22 protein-coding genes are annotated in these 22,038 nt (G+C 62.3%); 16 read left to right on the top strand and 6 right to left on the bottom strand.

Annotation, left to right across the window (positions count from 1 at the left end):
- Window positions 1-79: 79 nt before the first annotated feature.
- The 12 genes from F6X42_RS09945 (at window position 80) to F6X42_RS09890 (ending at window position 12,543) form a co-directional block, all read left to right on the top strand.
- Window positions 80-1,516 carry a DUF8689 domain-containing protein gene (locus F6X42_RS09945; protein WP_246530034.1) on the top strand — a complete coding sequence of 479 codons (1,437 nt, stop codon included), beginning with the start codon at window positions 80-82 and terminating at the stop codon, window positions 1,514-1,516.
- Complete coding sequence (cpaB, locus tag F6X42_RS09940; RefSeq protein WP_187634049.1) at window positions 1,506-2,345, top strand: Flp pilus assembly protein CpaB; 840 nt, start codon at window positions 1,506-1,508, stop codon at window positions 2,343-2,345. The genes F6X42_RS09945 and cpaB overlap by 11 nt, the downstream gene beginning before the upstream one ends.
- Before the next feature lie 113 nt (window positions 2,346-2,458).
- Window positions 2,459-4,369, top strand: a complete 1,911-nt coding sequence (locus tag F6X42_RS09935; RefSeq protein ID WP_187634048.1) for a type II and III secretion system protein family protein — start codon at window positions 2,459-2,461, stop codon at window positions 4,367-4,369.
- A 20-nt stretch (window positions 4,370-4,389) separates the two neighbouring features.
- The gene (locus tag F6X42_RS09930; RefSeq protein ID WP_187634047.1) at window positions 4,390-4,725 is read left to right on the top strand and encodes a hypothetical protein; all 336 of its coding nucleotides are present in this window, start codon (window positions 4,390-4,392) and stop codon (window positions 4,723-4,725) included.
- Between the two features lie 21 nt (window positions 4,726-4,746).
- Window positions 4,747-6,021, top strand: a complete 1,275-nt coding sequence (locus F6X42_RS09925) for a TadE/TadG family type IV pilus assembly protein (protein WP_187634046.1) — start codon at window positions 4,747-4,749, stop codon at window positions 6,019-6,021.
- Window positions 6,022-6,029: 8 nt separating this feature from the next.
- Window positions 6,030-6,557: a TadE/TadG family type IV pilus assembly protein gene (locus F6X42_RS09920; RefSeq protein ID WP_187634045.1), complete on the top strand. Its 528-nt coding sequence runs from the start codon at window positions 6,030-6,032 to the stop codon at window positions 6,555-6,557.
- Complete coding sequence (locus F6X42_RS09915) at window positions 6,554-7,015, top strand: TadE/TadG family type IV pilus assembly protein (RefSeq protein ID WP_187634044.1); 462 nt, start codon at window positions 6,554-6,556, stop codon at window positions 7,013-7,015. The genes F6X42_RS09920 and F6X42_RS09915 overlap by 4 nt, the downstream gene beginning before the upstream one ends.
- Window positions 7,016-7,038: 23 nt before the next feature.
- Window positions 7,039-8,250: a CpaE/TadZ family protein gene (locus tag F6X42_RS09910; protein WP_187634043.1), complete on the top strand. Its 1,212-nt coding sequence runs from the start codon at window positions 7,039-7,041 to the stop codon at window positions 8,248-8,250.
- 21 nt (window positions 8,251-8,271) lie between these two features.
- Complete coding sequence (locus tag F6X42_RS09905) at window positions 8,272-9,639, top strand: TadA family conjugal transfer-associated ATPase (RefSeq protein WP_187634042.1); 1,368 nt, start codon at window positions 8,272-8,274, stop codon at window positions 9,637-9,639.
- Window positions 9,640-9,689: 50 nt separating this feature from the next.
- The gene (locus F6X42_RS09900) at window positions 9,690-10,673 is read left to right on the top strand and encodes a type II secretion system F family protein (RefSeq protein WP_187634041.1); all 984 of its coding nucleotides are present in this window, start codon (window positions 9,690-9,692) and stop codon (window positions 10,671-10,673) included.
- A gap of 39 nt (window positions 10,674-10,712) precedes the next feature.
- Window positions 10,713-11,681 carry a type II secretion system F family protein gene (locus F6X42_RS09895; RefSeq protein WP_187634040.1) on the top strand — a complete coding sequence of 323 codons (969 nt, stop codon included), beginning with the start codon at window positions 10,713-10,715 and terminating at the stop codon, window positions 11,679-11,681.
- A gap of 253 nt (window positions 11,682-11,934) precedes the next feature.
- On the top strand, window positions 11,935-12,543 hold the full coding sequence (locus tag F6X42_RS09890) for a methyltransferase family protein (RefSeq protein WP_187634039.1): 609 nt from the start codon (window positions 11,935-11,937) through the stop codon (window positions 12,541-12,543).
- Window positions 12,544-12,587: 44 nt separating this feature from the next.
- Here F6X42_RS09890 and F6X42_RS09885 read toward each other — a convergent pair whose 3' ends face one another.
- The 4 genes from F6X42_RS09885 to F6X42_RS09870 all read right to left on the bottom strand — a co-directional run bounded on the left by F6X42_RS09885 (window position 12,588) and on the right by F6X42_RS09870 (window position 17,500).
- The gene (locus tag F6X42_RS09885) at window positions 12,588-14,264 is read right to left on the bottom strand and encodes a methyl-accepting chemotaxis protein (protein ID WP_187634038.1); all 1,677 of its coding nucleotides are present in this window, start codon (window positions 14,262-14,264) and stop codon (window positions 12,588-12,590) included.
- 370 nt (window positions 14,265-14,634) lie between these two features.
- Entirely contained in the window at window positions 14,635-15,627 is a 993-nt protein-coding gene (locus tag F6X42_RS09880) for a sugar-binding protein (protein ID WP_187634037.1), read from the bottom strand.
- A 79-nt stretch (window positions 15,628-15,706) separates the two neighbouring features.
- A complete protein-coding gene (locus F6X42_RS09875; RefSeq protein WP_187634036.1) occupies window positions 15,707-16,702 on the bottom strand; it encodes an ABC transporter permease in 996 nt (331 codons plus the stop codon).
- A gap of 57 nt (window positions 16,703-16,759) precedes the next feature.
- A complete protein-coding gene (locus F6X42_RS09870; protein WP_187634035.1) occupies window positions 16,760-17,500 on the bottom strand; it encodes an ATP-binding cassette domain-containing protein in 741 nt (246 codons plus the stop codon).
- Between the two features lie 340 nt (window positions 17,501-17,840).
- On the opposite strand from F6X42_RS09870, the gene F6X42_RS09865 reads away from it, so the two are divergent.
- Genes F6X42_RS09865 through F6X42_RS09850 form a run of 4 tightly spaced genes read left to right on the top strand, consistent with a single transcriptional unit; the run spans window position 17,841 to window position 19,376 of the window.
- Window positions 17,841-18,179 (top strand): tlde1 domain-containing protein, encoded by a 339-nt coding sequence (locus F6X42_RS09865; protein WP_246530033.1) that lies wholly within the window; start codon window positions 17,841-17,843, stop codon window positions 18,177-18,179.
- On the top strand, window positions 18,176-18,565 hold the full coding sequence (locus tag F6X42_RS09860) for a hypothetical protein (protein WP_187634033.1): 390 nt from the start codon (window positions 18,176-18,178) through the stop codon (window positions 18,563-18,565). Before F6X42_RS09865 ends, F6X42_RS09860 begins: the two co-directional genes overlap by 4 nt.
- 14 nt (window positions 18,566-18,579) lie before the next feature.
- Window positions 18,580-18,969 carry a hypothetical protein gene (locus F6X42_RS09855; protein WP_187634032.1) on the top strand — a complete coding sequence of 130 codons (390 nt, stop codon included), beginning with the start codon at window positions 18,580-18,582 and terminating at the stop codon, window positions 18,967-18,969.
- A gap of 14 nt (window positions 18,970-18,983) precedes the next feature.
- Window positions 18,984-19,376, top strand: coding sequence for a hypothetical protein (locus tag F6X42_RS09850; protein WP_187634031.1), 393 nt, complete (start codon window positions 18,984-18,986; stop codon window positions 19,374-19,376).
- A gap of 306 nt (window positions 19,377-19,682) precedes the next feature.
- Here F6X42_RS09850 and F6X42_RS09845 read toward each other — a convergent pair whose 3' ends face one another.
- Together F6X42_RS09845 and F6X42_RS09840 are read right to left on the bottom strand one after the other, a co-directional pair.
- Window positions 19,683-21,401, bottom strand: a complete 1,719-nt coding sequence (locus F6X42_RS09845) for an alpha/beta-hydrolase family protein (protein WP_187634030.1) — start codon at window positions 21,399-21,401, stop codon at window positions 19,683-19,685.
- 14 nt (window positions 21,402-21,415) lie between these two features.
- Complete coding sequence (locus F6X42_RS09840; RefSeq protein WP_187634029.1) at window positions 21,416-21,892, bottom strand: SgcJ/EcaC family oxidoreductase; 477 nt, start codon at window positions 21,890-21,892, stop codon at window positions 21,416-21,418.
- Between the last annotated feature and the right edge of the window lie 146 nt (window positions 21,893-22,038).

Raw genomic sequence — 22,038 nt, 5'->3', positions numbered from 1 at the left:
ACCGGACGACGATCCGACTACACCGATCACATTCCGAGTGGCGACGCCGTAGGCGGTGCCACTCGCCGGGGAGCAACGCATGTACGAGCACAATACAGAGGCGGGCTGCGCCGCGAGCATCAGGCATCTGCATGAAGCCCACACAGAGGGCGCTCCCCACGCACAACAGCCTGCCGTCGCGCTGCGCGCACCGCGCTGCGTGGCGGACACTGGGCTGCCCCCGATGCTGGTCTCGCAGTTGGTGCTCAAGTCGACCTTGCTCAACGGCAAATCGTCGGTCGGCGATCTGATCAGGCGGCACTGCCTGACGGCCACAGTACTCGACGAGACGATTGGCTTCCTGGTGCGCGAACACCTGGTCGAGATCGCGTCGCGCGGTGCGACCGACTTCGACGTTCATCTGCGCCTGACTGATGCCGGGCGCACGCTCGCCGCGGCCGAAGCGGCCCGCTGCGCCTATTGCGGTCCCGCGCCGGTCTCGCTCGACAGCTACATGGAAGTGGTTCGCGCGTATTCGGTGCGACGGATCCGCATCACGCAGCCTGATGTGCGTGCTGCATTCGCCGGCATCGTCGTCGATGCGTCCTTGCTCGACTCAGCGGCGGCCGCACTGAACGCAGGCCGCCCGCTGATGCTCTACGGTCCGGCCGGCAGTGGCAAGACCTTCCTCGCCGAATGTCTGGGCAGGCTATTGACTGGCGCAGTGCCGGTCCCTTACGCCATTCATGTCGGCGGGGAGATCATTCTGTTGCATGACCCGCTCGTCCATCACGACGCGCATGGCGAGCCCTCCCCCGACTTGACGGACCGGCGCTGGCGCGCCTGCAAGCGCCCGGTGGTGACGTCCGGCGGCGAGCTGACACTCGAGATGCTCGACCTTCAATACAACCCGAACGGCGGCACCTACCAGGCGCCGCCGCATATGAAGGCCACGATGGGTCTGTACGTCATCGACGACCTGGGCCGTCAGCGCGTCGCGCCGGCCGACCTCCTGAACCGCTGGCTGATGCCGCTCGATCGTGGCGTAGATCAGTTCACGCTGCGGTCCGGCGCCCTTTTTCTCGCGCCATTCGACGTGTGGCCGGTGTTCTCGAGCAACCTGACGCCCGCCGAGTTCAATGACGACGCATTCATGCGCAGGCTCGGCTCCAAGCTCCACGTAGGAGCGCTTTGCGTCGACGACTATCGCCGCGTGTTCGACGCAAAATGCGCGTCGCTGCAACTCGAAGCCGATGCGGGTGCGTTCGATTACCTGCTGCACGAGCTTCACTTGCCGACCGGGACACCGTTTCTCGCCTGCTATCCCAATGACCTGCTTGCCGTGCTTCGGTCGTTCGCGCTCTATCACAGTGACGCCCGCATTGTCACCCAGCATGGACTGGCGCGCGCATGGCGCAGCTACTTCGGCAGCGGTTCCGTTATTACACGGCATCCCGATCAGGTATGCCAACCATCGCGGCCTGGATTTTCCCAACCGCCACTAGAGCAATCGAAGGAGCATCGCCATGAGAAATAGCCGGGTTTTTACGATGTTGGGGATCGCCCTGCTGGCCGGCATCGCCTCCGTGGGATTCGCGTCACGATGGCTGTTGCAAACGTCCTCTTCGGCTGTCACGCCGGTGGCCGTGGCCGCCGCCGAAGTGAGCCTCGGCCAGCCGCTGACCCCGACCCTGGTTCGCATGGTGAACTGGCCAACCGGAAGCATCCCGCCGGGCACATTCAAGGACGCGAAGGCGCTGGAAGGCCGTGTGGTACGCACGAGCCTCGAACCCGGCGAGCCAGTCATCGAGTCGAAGCTCGCACCGCAGGGCACGAAGGGCGGGCTGTCGGCGGTGATCGGAGAAGGCAAGCGGGCGATCACAGTGCGCGTGAACGACGTGGTCGGAGTCGCGGGCTTCGCGCTGCCGGGCAACTATGTCGACGTGATCGTCAACACGCAGGAGCCTGAGGCCAGGAGCGGCGACCAACAACAAAGCATCTCGAAGATCGTCCTCGAAAAGATCCTGGTGCTCGCGGTCGCCCAGCAGGTGAACCGCGACGACACGCAGCCAAAGGTCGTCAATGCAGTGACGCTCGAAGTTACGCCCGAGCAGGCTGAGAAGCTCGACCTGGCGCGCAGCGTCGGCAGCCTGTCGCTAGTGCTGCGCAACCAGATCGACAATCGCGCGCTGCCGACTGGCGGTGCAACCAAGGTGACGCTGCTGGGCAAGCCTGCCGCCGTTCCGCCTCCGGCGCCCGCGGCCCCGGCAGCCCCGACACGCGTGAAATACATCGCCCGTTCCACTGCCAGACGCGACTGCATCGGCGTGCTGTCAGGTACGCAAGGCAGCCAGGAATGCTTTTAGCCACGCAACGCGACCATGTGATGCGAGAGACGGCCGCGCCGTAGGTCATTCACCGCGACGGCGTCCAGTACACAAGTCGGCTCACTCGCATCAAGCTACGGGGGAATCACAAAATGAAAACGAATCAGTCAAATGCGACGAGGAGCGGCGCACTGCGTACCGTCCTGCTGACCACGTCTGTATGCGCGTCGCTGTTGGGCACTCAAGGCGTGCTCGCACAGGAAGCCGTCGAGAACGGCATGCTCGGCAAACTCGGCACAATGCCGCTGCCGCAGGGCCGTGGCCCGATGCAAATGACCATCACCATGAATTCCAATCCGGCCCAGCAATCCGGCGGGATGCAGAGCGCCTCCGCGCGCGGCCCGGCGTGTACACGCACGCAATCGGAAGAAAACACCACGGTGGTGCCGGTCGGCAAGTCGACGCTGATTCACACCGCCGAAGCGGTGCGCAATCGCACGCTCGGTAATCCGCAGATTGCACAGGCGACCATGGTGTCGCCGCAAACGCTCTATCTGGTCGGACTCACTGTCGGCACCACCAACATGATCGTGCAAGGCAAGAGCGGTGCGTGCGAAGTGATCAATGTCGTCGTGAGTGCCGATTCAGGCGGCCTGCGGACATCATTGTCCGAACTGTTGCCGGCAGAGCCGAACATCCGTGTCGGCACTGCCGCCGACAACCTGGTCCTGGCCGGTCGTGTTTCCAGTGCACAGGCGGCGGAACAGGCAATGGAGATCGCCAGGGCTTACGCGCGCAGCGCAGCGCAAGCCAACGGCAACGGCAACGGCAACGGCAACGCCGCTGTCAACGGCAACGGCAAACCCCCTGGCGTGTTGAACATGATGAGCGTCGACTCGCCACAACAGGTGATGCTGGAGGTCAAGGTCGCCGAAGTCTCGAAGACCTTGCTCAACCAGATGGGCTCGGCCCTGAACATCCAGGGTGGCTTCGGCTCGTGGAGCGGCGCGCTGGTGAGTAGCCTGCTCGCCGGGGTTTCAAGCCTCGTCGCCGTCAACAAGGCGAACAACCGGCCGTTCAACATCGCGCTCGATGCGCAAAACGGCGACAACCTGGTGAAGATCCTCGCCGAACCGAATCTTGTCACGCTGAGTGGCCAGGAAGCGACGTTTCTCGCGGGCGGCAAGGTCTTCATTCCGGTGCCGCAGAGCAACAACGGTACCGGCGGGTCGACAATCACCCTGCAGGAAGAAGAATTCGGTGTCGGCCTGAAATTCACACCGACCGTGCTCGCAGGCGGGCGCATCAATCTGCGGGTCGCGCCTGAGGTCTCCGAGTTGTCCCCTACCGGCGTCACAGTCAGCGCGACCAATGTCAGCGGCGTCGCGATTCTGCCGCTGATCACGACTCGCCGGGCATCGACCACGGTCCAGATGAACGACGGCGAGAGCTTCGCGATCGGCGGCCTGATCAAGAACAACGCCACCGGCGCACTGAAGGCGATACCCGGCGTCGGCGAAGTGCCCGTGCTCGGGGCGTTGTTCAGAAGCACGTCGTTCCAGCAGGACCGGACCGAGCTCGTGTTCATCATTACGCCGCACCTCGTCAGGCCGTTGCAAACCGCCTCGAATATCCCGCTTCCGACCGACAGCTTCACCACACCCAACGAAGCGGACGTCTATGCGACGGGGAACATGGAAGGTCGCGGCCCATCGCACAATGCAGCGCCTGTCCCAGCTACGCAAACGCCCGCTGCGCCTGCACCCGCTCCGCAGGCTCCGGCCGCGGCACCGGCTCCGGCGCTTGCGCCATCGCGCGAACCTGCACCGGCGCCGAGGAAATCAGCTGCCCTTTCCGACCCGCAAGTCATCGCCCAGCCAGTGCCGATCCAGCCGACAGTGACGGCACCGCTGCAGGAACCGCAGGCCAGTGCGCCGGCCTCGCTGGCAGACGAACCTGCCGCGCGTGCCGCACGCATCGAGGCGGCCGCCGCGCAGATTGCGGTACACGAACGGCAGCAGAACAACAAGCCGGGAGCGTCGTCCGCTTCCGCACAGAACTGAAGTCTCCCCAGGAGAACATCATGACCACCCGCCACATTCTCTTCTTGCGCTGGGCAGCACTGATCGCACCGGCCTGTGCCGCACTGAGCGGTTGCCTGTCGTCGACGCCCGTCTGGGACAGCCACTTCGGCCAGGCCGTGCGGACCGTAACGCAGGCGCAGATCATCGATCCCGACGCGGCGACCCATAATCCGTCCGTCGACGGGCTCGACGGCAAGGCCGCAGTTGCGGCGATGTCGAACTACAACAAGTCGATCCAGCAAGCCCCGCAGAACAGCAACGCGTTCGTGATTGGCGTGGGCAGCAACGGAAACAGTGGCGGGGGCATGCTCACCGCCCCGTCAAGCGGCCAGTAGACACTTCGAGCCGAGGGCATCATGGATCGCCAAATACAACGTGCGGGGAGCCGCGGCGCGGGTCATCGCGAGCGCGGCATGGTGTCGATCATCGTCGCGCTGTCGCTGGTGGTGCTGATCGGCTTCGTCGGCCTGGCGCTCGACCTCGGCAAGCTGTATGTGACCAAGAGCGAATTGCAGAATAGTGCGGACGCGTGCGCGCTGTCAGCTGCGCGGGACTTGACCGGGGCAATCGACTTGAGAATTCCGGAGGCTGACGGCATCACGGCGGCGCATCTGAACTATGCGTACTTTCAGGGAAGCGCGGTGCAGAGCCTGACCGACACCAACGTGACGTTCAGCACTTCGCTCAGCAACGCCTTCCAGCCCAGATCTGCGATTAACGCGGCGACGTCGGCCAACATCAAGTATGTGCAGTGCACGGCGGCGAGCACTGGTATCGCCAATTGGTTCATCCAGGTGCTCAATGTACTGCCAGGTGTGAACGTGGCCCTGGCGCAGGACGTTTCCGCGCGCGCGGTCGCCACCGTCGGCGCGGCGCAAACGACTTGTGCGCTTCCTGTCTTCATCTGCAAGCCGGGTACCGAAACATCACCGCCGGTAGCGGGGGCGGCTTACAACATCGGTGACTGGATCACTTCGAAAGCGGGCTCGCCGCCCACCTATGGCGCTGGCAGCTTCGGCTGGGCCAGCCTCAACTCAGATAAATCGGCCAGCTCGATCGCCTCACAATTAACGGGCAACCAATGCACGCTGCCGGCCGCCGGTGCGCTGCTCGGCTCACCGGGCAACAAGGTCAGCGATACATTCGCATGGAACACGCGCTTCGGGATCTATGGCGGCAAGTACAAGGGCCCATCCGATGGTGTGCCTGATTTCACCGGTTACGCTTATACGTTGACCACTTTCACAGCGCAAAAGAACGCCTATCCGGATTTCGTCGCCAAACGAGCGACATTCACGTCGTACCAGGGTGACGGCACTCCGTCACCACCGAAGTCCGGGCTCAACACCGGCGGCACCGCCACGCAGAGCAATTACTACAGCGGGGCTGACCGCAGGCTCGCGCTCGCTCCCGAGGTGGACTGCACACAGTATCTCACTGCGAAACAGGCAAGCGTCCTCGATTGGGTCTGCGTGCTGATGCTCGACCCGATGGAAAAAGGTGGCGGTGCAGGCCCGGTGCACCTCGAATACCGGGGCCGGTCGACTGACCCCGGCAGCCCCTGCGCAACCCAGGGCGTGCCCGGCGACGTCAATGCGGTCGGCCCGCAAGTGCCGGTGCTAGTGCAATAGGAGCAGTCATGAAAAGGCGTCCTGTTTCTCCGAAACGCATGCGCGGCGTCGCCGCCGTCGAATTCGCGCTCGTGCTGATCCCGCTCGTGCTGCTCGTCGCCGGTGTGTCCGAATTCGGACGCGCCATTTACCAATATGAGGCACTCACGAAGTCGACGCGCAACGCCGCCCGCTACCTGTCGGAATACTTGCCGTCCGACACCTCTTATCCAACGTATAAGAGCGAAGCGCTGTGTCTCGCGGTTTACGGAAACACGGGCTGCACCGGGTCGTCCCTGGTGCCGGGTCTGACGACGAGTCTCGTGGTGGTCTGCGACAGCGCTTCTCCTTGCACAGGCCCGTCGGATCCATCTCAGTTCGCAAACGTCGCGACGTACGACTCGAACAACGGCGTGAACTCCGGTACGCCTGTCGGCACGATCAACCTCGTCGAAGTGAAAATCACGGGCTTTCCCTATGCGCCGCTCCTGCCGGTTTTCAACCCTACCGCGACGACGTTCAACGACATCCTGACGGTGATGAGGCAAGTGTCATGAAAACACCGACATTGCGAGGTACTTCGCTGCGCGGCCAGCGCGGCGCAACCGCAGTCGAATTCGCACTGGTCTCAGGCATGTTGTGCATGCTGCTCATCGGTATCTGCGAGTTCTCCCGCGTGCTCTTCGACTGGAACACCGCGAGCGAGGCAGTCCGGCTGGGAGCACGCACTGCCGTGGTATGCGATGCCAACGCGGCCGTGATCAAAACGCGAATGCAAGCACTGCTGCCGTTGCTGAATAACGCGAACGTGGACGTGTCTTATTTGCCGGCCGGGTGCGACGCGGACGTCTCCACGGCACGTAACTCATGCAACACGGTCACGGTCAGCATTACTGGCGTCACTGTGCAAACCATCATTCCGTTCGTGCCGCAGAGTCTGACGATGCCGCCATTCACCACTACCTTGCCGCGCGAGAGCCTGACCAGCTCGAGCGGCGGCACCACGTGCAACTAAAGCGTCCACCTGGTGACCACATCATGCTCAATATCCTCATCAGTTCGGAACACGCTGCCCGGATGTCCGAGATCGTTCGCCTTGTCTCGGACTTCGGCAGCTACACCACCACACGAACGCACGGTGCGCCGTCGACGTTGCTGGAGCGCGGCGACAGCCTCGACGCTTTCGATGTGCTGATCATCGACGCGCCGTCGCTCGAACGGGCCGAACTGGCGGCCGTGGACACACTGGTTCACCGCTATGCGCGCCTGATCTGCATACTGTTGTTGTCCGAAGCGTCGCCGGACGCACTGATCGCGGCGATGCGGGCAGGCATTCGCGACGTCCTCAACTGGCCGCTGGAGCCGCGCGCCCTCGACGACGCGCTCAAGCGCGCGAATGCGCAGCATGCCGCACACCAACGGCACCAAACGCATATCGCGTCGTTCATTTCTTGCAAAGGCGGCGCAGGTACCAGCTTCATCGCAGCAAACGCCGGCTATGCGATCTCCGCATTGCACGACAAGCGGGTGCTACTGGTCGACCTGAACCAGTCGTTCGGCGATGCGGCGTTCCTTGTCAGCGACCAGTCGCCGCCATCGACGCTGCCACAGATGTGCGCGCAGATCGACCGGATGGATGCCGCGTTTCTCGATCAATCCCTCACGCACGTGAGCCCCGGCTTTCACGTCCTCGCGGGCGCGGGTGATCCGCTCAAGGCGCACGAGATTCGCGAGGAAAAACTCGAGTGGATTCTCGGCGTCGCAGCGCCACGCTACGACGTCGTGCTGTTCGATCTGGGCCAGAGCATCAATGCGTTATCGATCGTCGCGCTCGACCGCAGCGCCCAGGTGCATATGGTGCTTCAGGCAAGCATGCCGTACGTGCGGGCCGCGCTGCGCCTGCAGGAAATCCTCGTGTCGCTTGCTTACCCGCCTGACCGGCTCCGGGTGCTGCTCAACCGGCACCGCCGCGGCGACGAGCGCGCCAGGAGTGCACTCGAACAGGTGCTGGGCAAGCGGCCATCGCACATGATTCCCGATGATCCACAGGTGGCATATGAGGCGGTCAATCAGGGAGAGCCGGTGTTGAAGATGGCTCCCAAAAGCCCGCTCGCACGGAGCCTGCAAACGCTCGCGCAAAACATCGCCACCGAGTCCTCGGGCGTCGCGCCCGCCGACAAGCGCAATGAACCGCTTTTTGGGAATTTGTTCAGGCGCTCCGTCGCACCGCGGCAGCCCAAGATCTCGTAACGCTTCGACGAGGAGAGCTTCATGTCATTACGCGAACAACTATCGTTCAGCATGATCCATGCGCTGCCAGCGCGCCATTCCGGCGACGGGGCATCGCCCGGTCTGGCGCGCGTCGCATATCAGAAACTGAAGCAACGGGTCCACGGAATCGTGCTCGATCGCGTGGAACTGGAACGGCTGTCGCGCTTGCCCGCCGAACAGGTCCGTCAGGAGGTCAACGCGCTGATCACGCGCATCCTCGAGGAGGAGAAGACGCCGGTCAACGATCTGGAGCGCAAGCAGCTCGCGATCGACATCCATGACGAAATGTTCGGCTTCGGCCCGCTCGAGGCGCTGCTGCGCGACCCCACCGTCTCCGACATACTCGTCAACACACACCACACGACCTACGTCGAACGCCGTGGCCGACTCGAACTGACCGACGTGACCTTCTACGACGACGCGCACCTGATGAAGGTCATCGAGAAGATCGTCTCGCGAGTCGGACGCCGCATCGACGAGTCGAGCCCGATGGTCGACGCGCGCCTGCCCGACGGCTCGCGGGTCAACGCGATCATCCCGCCATCGGCCATCGACGGGCCACTGGTGTCGATCCGGCGCTTCGCCGTCAGCCCGCTGCAGGTATCGGATCTGGTCGCATCGCAAAGCCTTTCGCCGCCGATGGCCGAGCTGCTCGACGCTCTGTCGCGCGCAAAAATAAACACCCTCGTATCGGGCGGGACCGGCAGCGGCAAGACCACGCTGCTGAACATCCTGTCGGGCTTCATCCCGGAGGACGAGCGCATCGTGACGATCGAGGATGCGGCCGAGCTTCAGTTGCGTCAGCGACATGTCCTGCGCCTGGAAACGCGGCCGCCGAACGTCGAAGGACGAGGCGAGATCACCCAACGCACGCTCGTTCGCAACGCGCTGCGGATGCGCCCCGATCGCATCATCCTCGGGGAAGTGCGCGGCGCGGAAGCACTCGACATGCTCAATGCGATGAACACCGGCCACGAAGGATCGCTCGCGACGATTCACGCGAACACGCCGCGCGACGCGCTGACCCGCCTCGAAAACATGATCAGCCTCGCCGGACTCGCAGTGCCGCCGAAGAACCTGCGCCAGCAGATATCGTCGGCGATCTCGGTAGTCGTCCAGACGGCCCGGCTGGCCGACGGGCGCCGAAAAATCATCAGCATCCAGGAACTGACGGGCATGGAAGGCGATACCGTCAACATGCAGGAGATCTTCACGTTCAAGCGAACCGGTGTCGATCAGAGCGGTGCGGTACGCGGCTACTTTTGCGCGACCGGCGTGCGGCCCAGGTTTGCGGACCGGTTGCAGGCGTTCGGCATCACGCTACGCGACCAGATTTACGATCCAGCGCGACACTTCGAGACCGCGTAACGGGCGCGCCGGACGGTGGCGGCGCTGACCTTCTGTTTTGGGAGACATCCATGAATCCGATCTTCTACGCCTTCGTCGTGTTGCTGTTCGTCGCCGTGGTATTGGGTACCGCTGGCCTGTACCAATGGTGGAACGGCCGCCACGGTCCTGCCGCGCGCCGCCTCGAGCAGCGCATTCAGGCACTGTCGGCGGGCGCGCAAGTGCAGGGAGAGCGTCTGACGATCCTGAAGCAGCACATGCTCAGCGAGTCAAAGCAACTCGACGCACTGATGATGCACGTGCCGCGCGTGCAGATGCTCGACCGGATCATTCTGCAGTCCGGGTTGAGCCTCACTGTGGGACGCCTCGCCGGGCACAGCGTGCTCGCCGTCGCGATCGTGGCGGGGGCTGCGAGTTTCGCGCCGATCCCAGTGCCGATGCCGATGATCATGCTGGCCGGCCTCGCCGCGTTCGCTTTCCCGACGCTGCGGGTCCTGCACAAGCGCCGCGAGCGCCTGCGCGTGCTCGAGAAGCAGTTGCCCGACGCCGCCGACATGATCAGTCGGGCATTGCGCGCGGGGCATTCTTTCCCGACCTCGATCGGCATGCTAGGCAGCGAGTTTGCAGAGCCGATGGCCAGCGAATTTCGCATCGTGTTCGATGAGATCAACTACGGCGTCGCGCTGAATGAAGCCCTGATGAATCTTGCCACACGCGTCCCTGTGCCCGATCTGCGCTATTTCGTGATCGCGGTGCTGATTCAGCGGGAAACCGGCGGCAACCTGGCCGAGATACTGGACAGCATTGCGTCGCTGGTTCGCGCGCGCCTGCACCTGGCAGACAAGGTGCGCGTGCTGTCTGCGGAGGGGCGTCTGTCCGCGTGGATTCTCGGGCTGTTGCCGTTCGTCGCCGGCGGCGTAATGCAGGCGATGAACCCCAAGTTTCTTGCGATGCTGTGGCAGGACCCGGCCGGATTGAAGGTCACCCAGGTGATCCTTGCCTCGATGGTATTCGGCGTGATGTGGATGCGGCGCATCGTGAACATCCGTGTGTGACGGCAGGCCACCGCGCATAAAAAGACCTGGAGAACTCTGATGGAAACCCTCAATTCCACCCACGTGCTGCTGTTAGGCAGCCTGTTTGTGGCGGTATCCGGCGCAGTCGCCGGCCTCATCTTCTGGCTGGCGCCGCGCGACATGCAACGCCGCATCGAGCAGGCGGGCGGCGTGTCCGTGCCGGTGGAACCGTCCTCGCCGACTGGCGTCGCGTGGGCCGAAAAAATTGCGGACATCTCACGTCCGATTTCGCGGCTCTCCATCCCGAAAGAGGGCTGGGAAGACTCCCCGTTACGGCTGCGTCTGATGAACGCCGGCTGGCGCACGCCGACATCCGCTTCGCTCTATTTCACGGCGAAGACGATTCTCGCGCTGCTGCTGCCGCTACTCGGGCTCGGGACACTGTGGCTGTTGGGCTCAACGCTCGTGGACAACCAGCCGGTGCTGTGGATGCTCCTGACACTGCTTGGAGCAATCGGCTATTACACGCCGAATGTCGTGCTAACGCACTGCCGGGCACTGCGTCAGCGCGCGATCTTCGAGGGCTTTCCGGATGCGCTCGACTTGCTGACGGTGTGCGTCGAAGCGGGCCTGAGCATTGACGCCGCGCTGATGCGCGTCGCCGACGAGATCGGGATCGGCAGCCCGGCGGTGGCAAGCGAACTGCAATTGATGTTGCTTGAAATGCGCTCCGGCTTCTCAAAAGAAAAAGCGCTTCGCAACCTCGCACTGCGCACCGGTGTCGAGGACATCAATATGTTCGCATCGATGCTGATTCAGGCGGAACGCTTCGGCACCAGCATCGGCGCGTCGCTGCGGGTCATGTCCGACACGCTGCGCACGCGTCGCAAGATGCTCGCCGAGGAACGCGCCGCGAAGATCGCGCTGAAGCTGATGTTCCCGCTGATTTTCTGCATTTTTCCTGCGCTACTTACGGTGCTGATCGGTCCCGCATGTATCCAGATCTATCGTGCGTTGTTGCCGGCGCTGTCCGGCTCGGGCAGCTGAGATCCGGCATCGTCCGGTGGCATTCGCCTGGAACTCATGGCGGCGCTACAAGAGATTCGGCCTTCAGGCCTTGAAACCAACGACAGCAGGACGCGCGGCGAACGCGGCGTACCCATTGCACAGTCATTATTCGGGGGACTCACTAATGAAATTGGATAGCTCAGCTCTGGCAACTCGGCCGGCCGATTCCAGCAGCTTCACAGCCGGTGCACAAGCGCCTTCACGCCCAGCGGAACGAACTCGATTGACGCGCATGCAACTCGCGACAGAAATCGTCGTGCGAACCCTTACCGCTGTGGTGCTTTCCCTATTCGTGGTCTCGACGGCCCGCCAGTATCTGATGGATCCGTCTCGTATCACGCTGATATTCTTCGCGTTGTCGGGCGTGCTGACCGTGGGTTTAGCGATCGTCTCGCGCGTGCCGCGCGAGCGCGACTGGAATCCGGTCAGCCTGGCGATCACCCTTTTCGGCACCTTCTATTATCTGGCGATCCGGACCGAGCCAGGCATCCGGCTGGTACCGGAATTTTATGCCGTGGCGATACAACTATTGGGCGTCGTCATCCAGGTCTACGCAAAGTGCTCCCTTCGGCGTTCATTTGGCCTGTTGCCGGCCAATCGCGGAGTGATCGTCATCGGCCCCTACCGCGTCGTCCGCCATCCGATGTACCTTGGCTATTTCGTCACCGATGCAGGCTTTCTGCTTGCAAACTTTGGCCATTGGAACGTCCTCGTGATTTTCATACAGTGGACGCTGCAAATCGGACGGATCATGCAGGAAGAACGCTTGTTAGCGAAAGACGACACCTACCGCAAATATATGAGCCGTGTGCGATATCGCCTGGCCTTCGGGCTTTTTTGATTTTCAAAAAGGTGCTGGCCAGGGAGAAGATCGCGTCAGTGTGTTCACCGGTCGAGCAGCATATTCCGGCGTGCTGGCGGCGCGGTCCGCACCCGGGATACCAGGACGTTTGCCGGGGCAGTAGATCCGCCCGTTGCATGGGCGGCGGGCTGGGAATCCAGACGAAAGAACGAAACCGCCTGGTTCAGCTGCCGGCCCTGATCCTCGAGCGATTTCGACGCGGCCGCCGCTTCCTCCACCAGCGCGGCATTCTGCTGCGTCACTTCGTCCATTTGCGTGATCGCCTGATTGACCTGCTCGATCCCGCGACTCTGCTCGGTCGACGCGGCCGCGATTTCCCCCATGATGTCGGTCACCCGTGTCACTGCCTGAGTGACCTCGGCCATCGTCTTTCCCGCCTCATTGGCAAGCGACGACCCATCCCGGATCTTCTGAACGGACGCGTTGATCAGATCCTTGATCTCCTTCGCGGCACTGGACGACCGCTGGGCGAGGCTGCGCACTTCACTCGCGACCACCGCGAACCCGCGCCCCTGCTCGCCTGCACGGGCAGCCTCCACCGCCGCATTCAGTGCGAGGATGTTGGTCTGGAACGCGATCCCTTCGATGATCCCGGTGATATCCGCAATCCTGCTGGAACTCGTGCTGATCTCGCCCATCGTGTCGACCACTTTGCCAACGACCTGATTGCCTCGCCCCGCCACTTCGGATGCGTTGGCCGACAGCGAGCTCGCCTGCTGTGCGTTCTCGGCGTTCTGCTTCACGGTAGCGGTCAGCTCTTCCATGCTTGCGGCGGTTTCCTGCAGCGATGCGGCCTGCTGTTCCGTGCGCGACGAAAGATCCACATTGCCCGACGCGATCTGGCTTGAACCGGTGGCGATGCTGTCGGCGGAAGTACGGACCTGACCGATCAGGCGAACGAGGCTGGCCTGCATCTCGCCCATCGAGGCAAGCACACTTCCGGCCCGCGCATTCTTCGCCCCCGGCACCGGACTCAAATCGCCGCCGGCCACGCGCTGAGTCACTTCGCCCAGTGCCGCCGGCTCGGCGCCCAGCGCGCGCAGCAGGTCCCGCGTGATGACGACGCCAGCCACGACCGCCATCGCGACCGCGGCCACACAGATCGCAATCAGCAGGTTCCGTTGGCTCGCAAATTGATCCGTTGATTGTTGGACCATCCGTGCCGCACGTTCACGGGTAAAGCCCTGATATTCGTTGGACGCCTTGATGAAGGCCGAAAGCAATGGCCTGCAGCGGGTGTCGATCTCCGCAATCGCTGCGTCGCGTTGATTGTTGACGGCCAGCTTGTCGATTTCCAGCGCCACGGGACGGTAAAGCGCTTCGATTCGCGGAAGTTCGGCCGCGAGACTCCGTGCCTTGTCGCTCATGTCGGAAGCGCCAGCCACCATCGCGTTAAACTTTTCCAGTCGGGTCTCCACCTTGCGTTCGCTTTCCTCGACAGCAGCCTTTTCAAGCTCAACGTCGGCAGCAGTGGTAACCAGCACCAGATTGCGCACCGCCATGGCGCGATCATCAACAGCATTGCGAACAGCTTCAGCCGCTTTGGCTCGCGCGTCGATACCACTGATATAGCCGGAAAAACGGTCGTTCGCGTCGTTCAGCTCCCACAGCGATAGTCCCGAGACGATCAGCACGATAAAGGCCAATGCCCCGAAAGCCACCGTGAGCTTTGCCTTCACAGACAGTTTATTCAGAATCATCTTTCGCTTCCATTTTCAACGGCGAGACACGCAAATGCGGGCAATCGCGCGTGATGTCCGAGTCACACAACGGTATGCGCCCGCGCCCCCTGCAAACTGATGCACGCTGCATATGCGTTTACGGCGGCGAAGCTGACGAACTGGAGCCTTGGTTAACCCCTGCGTCCAATGCGCAAACGTTGGCGAAGCATTGAATTGTTCTATCGGGATTAATTATTGTTAAACCACGTATTTATTAGACAAAATAAAATCGGCGAATATTGAAGATCACGCGAATTGCACAGGTTTTGTAAAGAAACCGTGATATTCGCGAAAGGGATTTTTAAAATGCGGTTCCCACGTCATCGTCATAACGTGGGTCGTCTGGGCTTCAATGCTTCAGGCAGGTGTCGGCGTTCTTCCACGTGCAGACGTCGAGCCCGGTGTGAATGACCGGCGGCACCGACTTCCCTTGCGCGAGGTCACGCATGACCATCGCGGCACGGTAGCCCATTTCCTCGGGCCGCTGGCCGACGAGCACATTCACCTTGCGGTCCTTGAGCGCTTGCAGTTCGGGCCCGAGCGTATCCGCCGAGACGATCACGAACTTGCCGTTCTTGATCTTGTCCATGATCGGCGCGACAACCTGCGAAAAAGCCTGCGGCGCAAAGAGCGGCCAGCCACCCGCGAACAGAAAGGCGTCGAGACCGGTAGGGTTGGCGGTCAGCGTGTCCTGCATCATCTGGTTCGCCTTGGCGGCGTCGTCGTTCACGTAGAGCGGACAGCCACTGATCTCATGCCAGCCGTTCTCGCCAGCAAGCTTCGCGATGCCTTTCTTGCCGGACAGCACGTCGCGCGCGCCCTGGGCTCGCTGGTTGATGTTCTCCGCCGCCGGATTGCCCATCACGAGGCAGACATTGCCGCCCTTCGGCATCAGCATCTTCAACTGCTCGCCGAGCTTGGCGCCCAGTTCGTAGTTGTCGGTGCCGACGTAGCTCTTGCGCAGCGAGGCATCCTTGGGCAGCAAGTCGGCATCCGCGGTGATGACCGGGACCGATCCGCCGCGGCGGCGCAATACCTCCGCCACGGCCGGCGCGTTCGCGGGCGAGATCGCCATGCTCGCGACGCCCTTGGTCAGCAGGTCGTCGATGATCTGCACTTGCGCGCTCTCATCCGCGGCGGTCGCGGGGCCGGTGTAGTAGCAGTTATAGCCTTGCTTGCTGAGTTCCTTGTTGGCCCGTTCGCATCCTTGATGCATGAGATCGAAGTACGGGTTGTCGAGACCCTTCACCACCAGCGCGAGGGTCTTGTCGGCCGCGAAGCCCGGAGACGCCAGCATCGCGAAGCCCCCGGCCACGGCAATCCACATCCACAGTTTCTTCATCGTTCCCTCCTGTTCGGCACCGGCTTCCCGGCGCCCATATCTGCCCTGCCGCGAAGCGGCCGGCGCATCCGAAGACGTTTCAATCTCCTTGCCGCTCGCCGCCGAGCCGGTTGAAAAGCACCGCGACGATGATGAAGCTGCCGACGACGGTCCCCTGCCAGAACGCGTCGACGCCGAGCAGGATCAGGCTGTTGCGGATCACTTCGATGAGCGCCGCGCCGACGATCGTTCCGAAGGCGCTGCCGACCCCGCCGGCCAGATTGGTCCCGCCGACCACGGTGGCAGCGATCACGCGCAGTTCGTCGCCGGTGCCGAGGCCTGTCGTCACCGCGCCTAGCCAGCCGACTTCGAGGATCGCCGCGACGCCCGCCATGAGCCCGCAGAGCACATAGACGGAGCAGACGATGCGGCGCACAGGCACGCCGGTCAGATTCGCCGCATGGCGGTTGCCGCCGATCGCGAAGACGTAGCGGCCCCAGCGGGTCCAGCCGAACGCGAACCAGAACAGCAGCCCGAGCAGGATCAGGAACCAGACTGGATTGGCGACGCCGAGCGTCGCGCCGCCGCCGAGAGCAAGGAGCTTGCTCCCGTCGGGGCCGAACTCGAAAATGGTCCGGCTGCGGGAAATCACGAGCGCGAGGCTGCGGCCGACGCTGAGCATGGCGAGCGTCACGACGAAAGGCTGCATGCCGAGATACGCGATCAGCACGCCGTTGACGAGGCCGACGAGCCCGGAAGTCAGGAGCCCCATGCCGATACCGGCCCAGATAGGGTAGCCCGCGTTCATGACGACCGAAAGCACGATGCCGCTGATGCCGATCGTCGAGCCGACCGAAATGTCGATGCCGCCCGTGACGATCACCGCCATCATGCCGAGCGCGACGATGGCGACGAAGGCGAAGTTTCGCGTGACGTTGAACAGATTCTCGGAGGTCGCGAAGGTCGAGGTCGCAAAAGACAGCGCGACGCAGGCGATGATCGTTGCCAGCACGACCCAGAACACCTGGCTCGCGAGCAGCCCCGACCAGCGGGTATGCGTCCTCGCGGACTGTGGATCATCGAGCAATGGCGGCATTGGAGGGGGGCCTTCGCGGCGCGTCGTTCAATGGTGGGTCTCCCGTGCGAGGCAAGTTCACGCGGCGGCGATGGCTCCCGTGATGAGACCGGTCACTTCTTCCGGGGAGGACTGTTCGGTGCTCTTGTCGGCGACCTTGCGCCCGCGCCGCATGACGACCACGCGGTGAGCGACGGCGAATACGTCAGGCATGCGGTGGCTGATCAGGATGACCGCAATACCGTGTTCGGACAGGCGTTTGATCAGATCGAGCACCTCGGCGACCTGGCGCACACTGATCGAGGCGGTCGGCTCGTCCATCAGGACGAGCCGCGCTTCCGACAGACGCGTGCGAGCTATGGCCACGGCCTGCCGCTGTCCCCCGGACATTTGCCGGACGAGATCGCGCGGGCGCGTTTCGGACTTGAGGGCCTTGAACAGTTCACCGGCGCGCCGATACATGGTCGCGTGATCGAGCACGCGGATCGGCCCGAACCCGATCCGCGGTTCGCGGCCGAGGAACACATTGGCGGCTGCCGTCAGGTTGTCGCAAAGTGCGAGATCCTGATAGACGACCTCGATACCGCGCGCGCGGGCATCGACCGGCTTATTGAAATGCACGGGCTTTCCATCTATCAGCATCTCGCCGTGCGAAGGCGGAAAGTTGCCAGCGACGACTTTCACCAGGGTCGATTTCCCGGCACCGTTATCGCCCATGAGCCCGACCACCTGGCCCGGCTCCAGACTGAGCGTCACGTCGGTCAGGGCTTGAATCGCGCCGAAATGTCGGGAAACGCCTCTGAGTTCAAGGAGACTCATGGACTGTCGCGCTCGCTGGGGTGAAGACGCCCATTGCATTGGCCGGGCCGCCATCGGACATGCGAAGTAAGTAGCTGTTTTTTAGTGCACGTCGGGGCTTTTAGCAAGGTTCGATAGTCACGTGGCGACAGCCATCGCTTCGAACTTTGCGATGACGCCATTCCGCGCGTCTTGTGCTGCTCTGTTCGCCTTCGGCTCGATCACGGCTCCGATTCGTCGTCTGCGGTACCGGCGCTTATCCTGAAAATTGCATGCAGCCAGATGATTTGGTGTAATCGTTGGTTCGTACAACAAATGAGAAAAAACAATGGTGTGGATTTACAGGCATGAAAGTCACAAGTTGTACCACGACGACGAATACATCACAGATACCGGATATTCCGGTAAGGGCGAGCACAAGGACAGACACAGTAGCCAGTACATTCGCGACAAAGGACCGATCCCCGTTGGCCGGTATGAAATTACGGCACCGTTTCCGCACCCCAAAACTGGACGGTATTCGATGCGGCTCAACCCCGTTGCGGGAACGAGCCTGGGCGGGCGCGACGGCTTCATGATCCACGGCGACAGCATGAGAGAACCCGGCAACGCGTCAAATGTGTGTATCGTTCTGCGCTTGCCATTCCGGGAGCAAATCTTGAACAGTGGCGACAGAATGCTTAGGGTGGAACATCCATGAAACACGCTCTTGCAGTCCTGCTGCTATCCCTTCCCGCGTTATGCTTGGCGCAAGGCAGACCGAACCCGCCATGCGACAGGTGGCCGACCAACATCGCAGAAGGAAGACTAAAAAGCGCTGGCATCCTTGGCAGTATCGACTATACGAAAACCGAAGCCGTGCAACTGGCGTCCGAAAAAATAGGAAAATATGAGGATGGCGAACAAATGTGGCGTGAGGTCTATCACATCACCTTCCACGAAAAAAACGGAAACAAGGTCAAGGTGATTGCTGTGAACGAAGGAGCAGGCGAATTTGAATGCTCGATAGGTGGGGTTGACGTCTTTATTGTTTCGGGTCATTTGCCATCACGCGACACCGACAGAGTGTTCAAGCAGATAGAGTGAGGTCCTTTGAATCCATGAAACACGCTCTTGCAGTCCTGCTGCTATCCCTTCCCGCGCTATGCCTGGCGCAAAGCAGACCTAACCCGCCCTGCGACAGGTGGCCGACCAACATCGCCGAAAACAGCCTAAAAAGCGCAGGCATGCTTGGCAGCATCGACTATACGAAAACCCAGGCTGTGCAACTGGCGTCCGAGAAAATTGGAAAAGCTGAGGATGGCGAACAGTTGTGGCGTGAGGTCTATCACATCACCTTCCACGAAAAAAACGGAAACAAGGTCAAGGTGATTGCTGTGAACGACGCTGGCGAATTTGAATGCTCGATGAGTGCCGTAGAGGTCTTTGTCGTTTCGAAGCATTTGCTGTCAAGAGTCGAGAACGACAGAATGTTCAAGCAGATTGAGTGAGGTCCCTTGAATCCATGAAACACGCTTTTGCAGTCCTGCTGCTATCCCTTCCCGCGCTATGTTTGGCGGAACCCGGACCATATCCGCCATGCGGCGACGAGTTTCCGGCCTATGTGGCCCAGATGGCGCTAAGAAAAACTGACATCCTCTCGTTGGATTTCGACGCCACGAAAACCAGGGCGGCGCGACTCGCGTCCGAGAAGATTGGCAAATATGAGGACGGCAAACCAATGTGGCGCGGGGTCTATCAGATTACCTTTGAGGAGCGAAACGGAAATAAGATCAAGGTGGTCGCTGTGTACGAGATAGGCGAACTTGAGTGTACGATTAGTGACGAACAGTTTCTTATCGTTTCGAAACAGTTGCAGCTCGTCCGCGGGGACACTCGGTACAGGCAGATCGAGTGAGCCGTGTCAGTTCAGACACGGACCCGCGTTGCGCGGGCTGCAGGCCACGCGCTCGCGACGGCCCCATGTACGAACTACCCCTGAGAACTGATGTATCCCCAGGCCCACTTCCTCCGTGGGCCTTTTTTTTGCATCCGGTGCTTTCCGACCGGTCAGCCCGGTCGGAATGCCCAATGTGTCATACGTTCAAGCGTTTTCGTCGCCCGCTGGGCAAGGCTCGATAGTCACGTGGCGACAGCCATCGCTTCGAAGTTTGCGATGACGCATGCTGCGTGTCTTGTGCTGCTCTGGTCGCGTTCGGTTCGCTCACGGTTCTGATTCGTCGCCAGCGGTCTGGTCGATGAAGCGGGCCAGTCGACTGGTGTCGGCGTCCGTCCAACCGTCGGCAGGCATCACGCTGGCCCACCCCCTGACGTAGTCCAACGACGAGTAGTTGTGACCAAAACCCGGCGGCACGTCGAGCTGGAAAATCAGATCGGCCACCGCCTGCACACCCGAGACGATGGGAAACCAATGCATGGCGTCAGGCACATCGAAGCCGCGCGGCCGAGCCATCCATTCTGGCGGCCACCAGAACGCCTTCACGCTCCAGAAGACGGCCGGATCGGCCGGATGCTGAAGGTACACGACTCGGGGGGCAGGCCAGTTGGCGTCCAGTTTCACTTGATTGGGATCACGGTTCAAGAACCGGACGGAGCGCCCCCCATTGAAGATCGGTTGCCAGAACGGCGAGCCGGGATCGCGCTCGCGAGTCAGTTGCGCATGAATAGGGTTGCTTTGTTTGGCGCCGGCGATCAGCACGCCATCCGTGCGGGCCACCATGTTGGCCACTGACGCAGATGCGTCGGCCCCCACGAAAGACGCCTCCACCCCCGCGGCGCCGAGGCTCTTGCCGAACAGGACAAGCTTCGGCCGCCGTTGCGGCGGCAGCTTTGACCACCGGGCGCGGACGGCGTTGAAGAGGGCGATACCCGCCTCGTTGGCGAGTCCGGCGTCCATGAAGATGGCGAGCCGGCTTGGCAGGAAAGAGTATTGGATCGCCACGATCGCCGTGTCGCCACGGTGCAGTTGCTCGACGGACGTCGCGGCTTTGGGGACTATCCAGCCCGTGCCGGTGGGCACCCACACGACCAGCAGTTTCCGGTCGAATCCGCCCGCGCGCTCCAGTTCGCGGACCGCGAGCTGCGCGCGCTGCTCGATGGAGTCCGCGGAACGCACCCCGACGTAAACCCTCACCGGATCGACGAGCCTCGCATCGGTTCCATGGAACATCGCGAGCTGCTTGCTGCTTGTGGCTGTTGCCGCGAAGTCGCGCCCCATGCGTCCCAAGCTGTCCCATGCGACGAACGATCCGCTGCTGCCGGACACCGCCGACGACTCCGGCGCCGCGATTCCCTCAGTCGTGTCCTCGTTCGCCCGCCCGTGGACGAAGTTGGCGGCCGCGGCGAGGGCGGGAAGCGCGACTCCGCGACCGAGCGCGATGCCAATCACGATGACGAGCAGTGCTGTTGCCGGCACCGACACGATCGACGCCACGCGGCCCTGAATGACCCGCTTCACCGCGGCGACCCCGCGGGCCATGACCCGCCCGACGACCACGAGCAGCACGGCGGCGAACGGCGACAGCACGCTCATCAGCGCGCCGTCCAACCAGACGATGGACGCCATCCCCATGAAACCGCGTTGCTCGTTCTGCCAGCCAAGCCATAGCTTCGAGCCGATGAATAGCGCAATGAGCCAGGCGGCCGCCAGAACGATCCAGCTACGCCGGCGCGTCTCGCTGCCGGGCAAACGCCCGGACCGCTCCAGCAGCCGATGCACCCCACAGCCGGCCAATGCGCCGATCCCATAGCCGGTGGCCGCACAGATCGCACCGATCACGGTTTGCGTTCCCCACGACCGTGGAATCAGCGTTGGCGTCAGCGACTGCCACCAGAACACGAGCCCGAGCAACGAGCCGCTGATCGTCGGCGTTCCGAGTGCGCCGCGCAGCCCGGCAGCTACTGGCTTGTGGGAATTCCGCATGCGTGCTCGCGCTATCAGGCAGGTCGAATGGGTGTGTTCTGCCCTGCCACGACCCACCAGACGCCGTCCCGGCGTATCAGTACGTAAAGTGCCATCTCGGAGAACGACGCCGTAAGGTCGTGGGACGGCTCTATCGTTTGTCCGTCCGAGCCGAGCGCTACGCGCCGGACCTGTGCGACGGCCACGCCGGGAGCCGGCGCGCGGACACTGACGATTTCAAAGCGGGAAGCATTGCCGCCCCTTGCGGATCGCTTCAAACGGGCATGGATGGGATGCAGCTCCGCGTAGCCATCAACAGACGCACCGAACGGGCTACCCCATATGATGTCCGTGGCAAAGTGGCGGTTCGACAGGTCAGCGTCATGGTGGTCCCAGCCGGCCTGGAGTTCCTCGACGAAGCGCGCGACCGCGTCGGTTGCTTCCCGCAGGTTGGATTTGTCCGCACTCAAAGCGGGCCGGTTCGATTGATGCCCGGCAGTGGTAGGTTTCATTTCAGCAGCCCTTGCCTAACAGGCTGCGGAAATACACCCCTCCAAAAGCAACGTCCATCGCTCTGCGCGGCTACCGCCGCGCAATTTTCTGCATTACGAAATTTCAACGTGAATCCAGCTTATTTTTCGACAGTTTGAGGCCTGTT

Source organism: Paraburkholderia podalyriae (assembly GCF_014397785.1).
GTDB classification, from domain to species: Bacteria; Pseudomonadota; Gammaproteobacteria; order Burkholderiales; family Burkholderiaceae; genus Paraburkholderia; species Paraburkholderia podalyriae.
Note: the sequence above shows the minus strand (reverse complement) of the source record. Positions and strands in the feature narration are given on the sequence as shown.

What these genes read in the sequence shown, in the direction of transcription:
- F6X42_RS09945 (WP_246530034.1), top strand. Translation starts at nt 80, where the DNA reads ATGTACGAGCACAATACAGAGGCGGGCTGCGCCGCGAGCATCAGGCAT.
- cpaB (WP_187634049.1), top strand. Translation starts at nt 1,506, where the DNA reads ATGAGAAATAGCCGGGTTTTTACGATGTTGGGGATCGCCCTGCTGGCC.
- F6X42_RS09935 (WP_187634048.1), top strand. Translation starts at nt 2,459, where the DNA reads ATGAAAACGAATCAGTCAAATGCGACGAGGAGCGGCGCACTGCGTACC.
- F6X42_RS09930 (WP_187634047.1), top strand. Translation starts at nt 4,390, where the DNA reads ATGACCACCCGCCACATTCTCTTCTTGCGCTGGGCAGCACTGATCGCA.
- F6X42_RS09925 (WP_187634046.1), top strand. Translation starts at nt 4,747, where the DNA reads ATGGATCGCCAAATACAACGTGCGGGGAGCCGCGGCGCGGGTCATCGC.
- F6X42_RS09920 (WP_187634045.1), top strand. Translation starts at nt 6,030, where the DNA reads ATGAAAAGGCGTCCTGTTTCTCCGAAACGCATGCGCGGCGTCGCCGCC.
- F6X42_RS09915 (WP_187634044.1), top strand. Translation starts at nt 6,554, where the DNA reads ATGAAAACACCGACATTGCGAGGTACTTCGCTGCGCGGCCAGCGCGGC.
- F6X42_RS09910 (WP_187634043.1), top strand. Translation starts at nt 7,039, where the DNA reads ATGCTCAATATCCTCATCAGTTCGGAACACGCTGCCCGGATGTCCGAG.
- F6X42_RS09905 (WP_187634042.1), top strand. Translation starts at nt 8,272, where the DNA reads ATGTCATTACGCGAACAACTATCGTTCAGCATGATCCATGCGCTGCCA.
- F6X42_RS09900 (WP_187634041.1), top strand. Translation starts at nt 9,690, where the DNA reads ATGAATCCGATCTTCTACGCCTTCGTCGTGTTGCTGTTCGTCGCCGTG.
- F6X42_RS09895 (WP_187634040.1), top strand. Translation starts at nt 10,713, where the DNA reads ATGGAAACCCTCAATTCCACCCACGTGCTGCTGTTAGGCAGCCTGTTT.
- F6X42_RS09890 (WP_187634039.1), top strand. Translation starts at nt 11,935, where the DNA reads ATGCAACTCGCGACAGAAATCGTCGTGCGAACCCTTACCGCTGTGGTG.
- F6X42_RS09885 (WP_187634038.1), bottom strand. Translation starts at nt 14,264, where the DNA reads ATGATTCTGAATAAACTGTCTGTGAAGGCAAAGCTCACGGTGGCTTTC.
- F6X42_RS09880 (WP_187634037.1), bottom strand. Translation starts at nt 15,627, where the DNA reads ATGAAGAAACTGTGGATGTGGATTGCCGTGGCCGGGGGCTTCGCGATG.
- F6X42_RS09875 (WP_187634036.1), bottom strand. Translation starts at nt 16,702, where the DNA reads ATGCCGCCATTGCTCGATGATCCACAGTCCGCGAGGACGCATACCCGC.
- F6X42_RS09870 (WP_187634035.1), bottom strand. Translation starts at nt 17,500, where the DNA reads ATGAGTCTCCTTGAACTCAGAGGCGTTTCCCGACATTTCGGCGCGATT.
- F6X42_RS09860 (WP_187634033.1), top strand. Translation starts at nt 18,176, where the DNA reads ATGAAACACGCTCTTGCAGTCCTGCTGCTATCCCTTCCCGCGTTATGC.
- F6X42_RS09855 (WP_187634032.1), top strand. Translation starts at nt 18,580, where the DNA reads ATGAAACACGCTCTTGCAGTCCTGCTGCTATCCCTTCCCGCGCTATGC.
- F6X42_RS09850 (WP_187634031.1), top strand. Translation starts at nt 18,984, where the DNA reads ATGAAACACGCTTTTGCAGTCCTGCTGCTATCCCTTCCCGCGCTATGT.
- F6X42_RS09845 (WP_187634030.1), bottom strand. Translation starts at nt 21,401, where the DNA reads ATGCGGAATTCCCACAAGCCAGTAGCTGCCGGGCTGCGCGGCGCACTC.
- F6X42_RS09840 (WP_187634029.1), bottom strand. Translation starts at nt 21,892, where the DNA reads ATGAAACCTACCACTGCCGGGCATCAATCGAACCGGCCCGCTTTGAGT.